At 42.6% G+C, this 3217-nt stretch carries 2 protein-coding genes; one reads left to right on the plus strand and one right to left on the minus strand.

Features of this window, described 5'->3' with window-relative positions; translation table 11 throughout:
* Positions 1 to 279 precede the first annotated feature (279 nt).
* Positions 280 to 2376 (plus strand): phosphate acetyltransferase, encoded by a 2097-nt coding sequence (gene pta, locus IM485_RS10770; RefSeq protein WP_104396380.1) that lies wholly within the window; start codon positions 280 to 282, stop codon positions 2374 to 2376.
* Between the two features lie 287 nt (positions 2377 to 2663).
* On the opposite strand, the gene vapB is transcribed toward pta, so the two are convergent.
* A complete protein-coding gene (gene vapB / locus IM485_RS10775; RefSeq protein WP_238141957.1) occupies positions 2664 to 2945 on the minus strand; it encodes a type II toxin-antitoxin system VapB family antitoxin in 282 nt (93 codons plus the stop codon).
* Positions 2946 to 3217 lie beyond the last annotated feature (272 nt).

Raw genomic sequence — 3217 nt, forward strand, 5'->3', positions numbered from 1 at the left:
CCCTTATCCTGACTTGATTTCAGTTTTTTCTTTGTCAGTAAGGGTGTCAACAAGGAATATTACAAATTGTTAACCGAGTCTTGAAAGCCTTGTGCTACAAAGGTTTGAAATGTTAAGAAAGATGTGACTAAAGGACAGCCTTATTAAGGGGGGATTAAGGGGGGATCAAAACCACCTTATTAAGGGGGGATCAAGGGGGGATTAAGGGGGGATCAATCGCTCACCTCAAGGTTGGGGTAGCCCAATTAAATCCCACCTCGTTATTATTCTGCTCTACCCATGACTAACTCTTTATATATCAGCACGACGGCAACGGGAAGCGGTAAAGCGTTAGTAGCTTTAGGAATTATTGACTTAATTCTCCGCAAAACTAATAAAGTTGCTTTTTTCCAGCCAATTGTTCTCGACTGTTCCGAAGGTCATCGGGACGAAGACATTGACTTAATCCTCAATTATTTTAAATTAGAACAAACCTACGAAGAAGCCTTCGGTTTATGTTACGAAGAAGTTAAGGATTTATTGGTACAACAAAAATTTGATGAAATCATTGAAAGAATTATCAAAAAGTTTAAAAACTTAGAAAATAAATATGATTTTATCCTCTGTGAAGGTTCCGATTATCTGCAAGAAAATTCCGCCTTTGAATTTGAACTAAATACAGAAATCGCCAAAAATCTCGGCCATCCCATCTTAATATTAGGTAATGCCTACCAGCGCAGTATCGAAGATGCCCTTAGTCCGATCCTGATTTCCTGCGACACCTACCAAGATAAAGGTTGTACGGTGATTGGGATTATTATCAATCAAGCTGAAGAGGAAAAAATAGAGGAATTACGGAAAACCCTAACTAAAATTTTTCCTCCCCAAGAATATGCCCTAGGAGTGATTCCCCACAATGCCAAACTGAGCAGCCCGCGAGTGGCAGAAATCGCCCAACAATTGCAGGCAAAAGTTCTCTACGGACAGCACAGATTAGATAGTTTAGCTAGTAACTTTCTGGTGGTGGCCATGCAGATGCAAAATGCCCTAGAGCGGTTAAAAGAAGATAGTTTAATTATCACTCCTTGGGATCGCGGCGATGTGATTATCGGGATGTTACAGGCCCACCAATCAGCCAATTATCCCCAATTAGCTGGTATAGTCTTAACAGCAGGTCATAACCTCAATCCTTCGATCGCCCGTTTAATTGAAGGTTTGCCCGATCCCTTACCGATTCTCTCCGTCACCACCGATACCTATACCACGGCCGAACGCATCCACAATGTGCGGACCACCCTGACCTCAACGGACTACGATAAAATTAACCTCAGTCTGCAGCTTTTTCACAGTAACATCAATCTCGATCGCCTAGAAGCGCAAATTCGCACTTTGCGGACCCAGGGGATTACCCCGAAGATGTTCACCTATAATCTCGTACAACAGGCCAAAGCGCAAAAACGTCACATCGTTTTGGCCGAAGGAACCGAACCGCGCATCCTCCAGGCGGCCACAGTTTTAATCGAACAGGATATCGTCGATTTAACCCTCTTGGGACAACCAGACGAGATTGCAATGGTGATTAAAAAACATGGTATCACTCTCGATCTCGATCGCCTGCAAATTATTGACCCCGTGGCTAGTCCCCATTTTGAAAGCTATGTGCAGACCCTCTACGAAGCGAGAAAAGCCAAGGGAATGAATCTCGACATGGCCCGGGATTATGCTCAGGATGTCTCCTATTTTGGCACTTTAATGGTGTATCAAGGCGATGCTGATGGTATGGTATCGGGGGCAGTGCATACCACTCAACACACGATTCGGCCTGCACTCCAGATTATCAAAACTAAGCCCGATTGTGCGATCGTCTCCTCGGTCTTTTTTATGTGTCTAGAGGATCGAGTCTTGGTTTATGGGGATTGTGCGGTGAATCCCGACCCCAGTGCCGAGGAATTAGCCGAAATAGCCCTATCTTCTGCCGAAACCGCCCAAAAATTCGGAATTGAACCTCGAATCGCCCTGCTTTCCTATTCTTCAGGTCAATCGGGCCAGGGAGAAGACGTGGAAAAAGTACGACAAGCGACCAAAATCGCTAGGGAAAAACGCCCCGATTTGAAGCTAGAAGGGCCAATTCAGTACGATGCGGCCGTGGATAAGGAAGTAGCCGCCCAAAAAATGCCGGGGTCAGAGGTGGCGGGCCAAGCGACGGTGTTTATTTTTCCTGACCTGAATACAGGTAATAATACCTATAAAGCCGTGCAGCGGGAAACGAAAGCTTTAGCGATTGGTCCAATCCTACAGGGATTAAAAAAACCTGTCAATGATCTCAGTCGCGGTTGTACCGTTCCCGATATTATCAATACGGTGGTAATCACAGCAATTCAATCCCAATCTTTTTGAGTTATCGTCATTTCAGAACAGAGAGAGAGTTTACCAATTTTTACCTTGATCGATATTTCCCAAAAACTATAGCAAAGAGCGGGGTGGTTAGGACAATCAATCGCTGAAACCCTTGACCGATAAGAGTTTGAAAATTGAAAGCGTCCTAACTAACTCGTTCTATGCCATAGCAATACTTACAAAAACATTATCGGTATTTTCAAGACTATCTCGCAGCGAAACAGGCAAAATTGGGTAATCCTCAGCTAACCAGATAAAGACATGAGTATCTATTAAAGCACTCCTCATTACCTATAGTCCTCAAAGTCTTCTAAGGGAGCATCAAAGTCATTAGCTAAAGGTAAAACGAAAGTTCCTTTTATTGAACCAGCTAAAGTTCTTTTAACAGTTACGGATTCTTTTGCTGCTTGTTTATTTTCTTCTGTTTGGTCAGACTTAGTGAGCAAATATTCGGCATAATGTAAAAGTTCATTTTTGAGAGCATCGGGCATATTCTCAACTATATTCTTAATCCTGCAATGATTTGGCATTGGGTAAATCTCTAAAAGCAAGCTGTAAAATTTGTTCATAAACAGGCTGGTTTTTCAATGCCTTCAAATCTTTGAGAAATCTTTTTCGATATTGAACCTTCAAGGTAAGTAGCTGGTTATAATTAAATTAAAAATGGATTTTAGGTTCGATCCCCCCTGCCCCCCTTGATAAGCTATCCCTTATAGGGATCTTTCTTAACAATTTTTGCAGTAAGCACTCCAACCCTTATCCTGACTTGATTTCAGTTTTTTCTTTGTCAGTAAGGGTGTCAACAAGGAATATTACAAATTGTTAACCGAGTCTTGAAAGC

It is taken from the genome of Microcystis sp. M169S2, from assembly GCF_020245865.1.
Lineage (GTDB): Bacteria > Cyanobacteriota > Cyanobacteriia > Cyanobacteriales > Microcystaceae > Microcystis > Microcystis ichthyoblabe_A.

Bases quoted from the DNA above. Each gene is read 5' to 3' on its own strand.
- pta (WP_104396380.1), top strand. From the start codon at position 280: ATGACTAACTCTTTATATATCAGCACGACGGCAACGGGAAGCGGTAAA.
- vapB (WP_238141957.1), bottom strand. From the start codon at position 2,945: ATGAACAAATTTTACAGCTTGCTTTTAGAGATTTACCCAATGCCAAAT.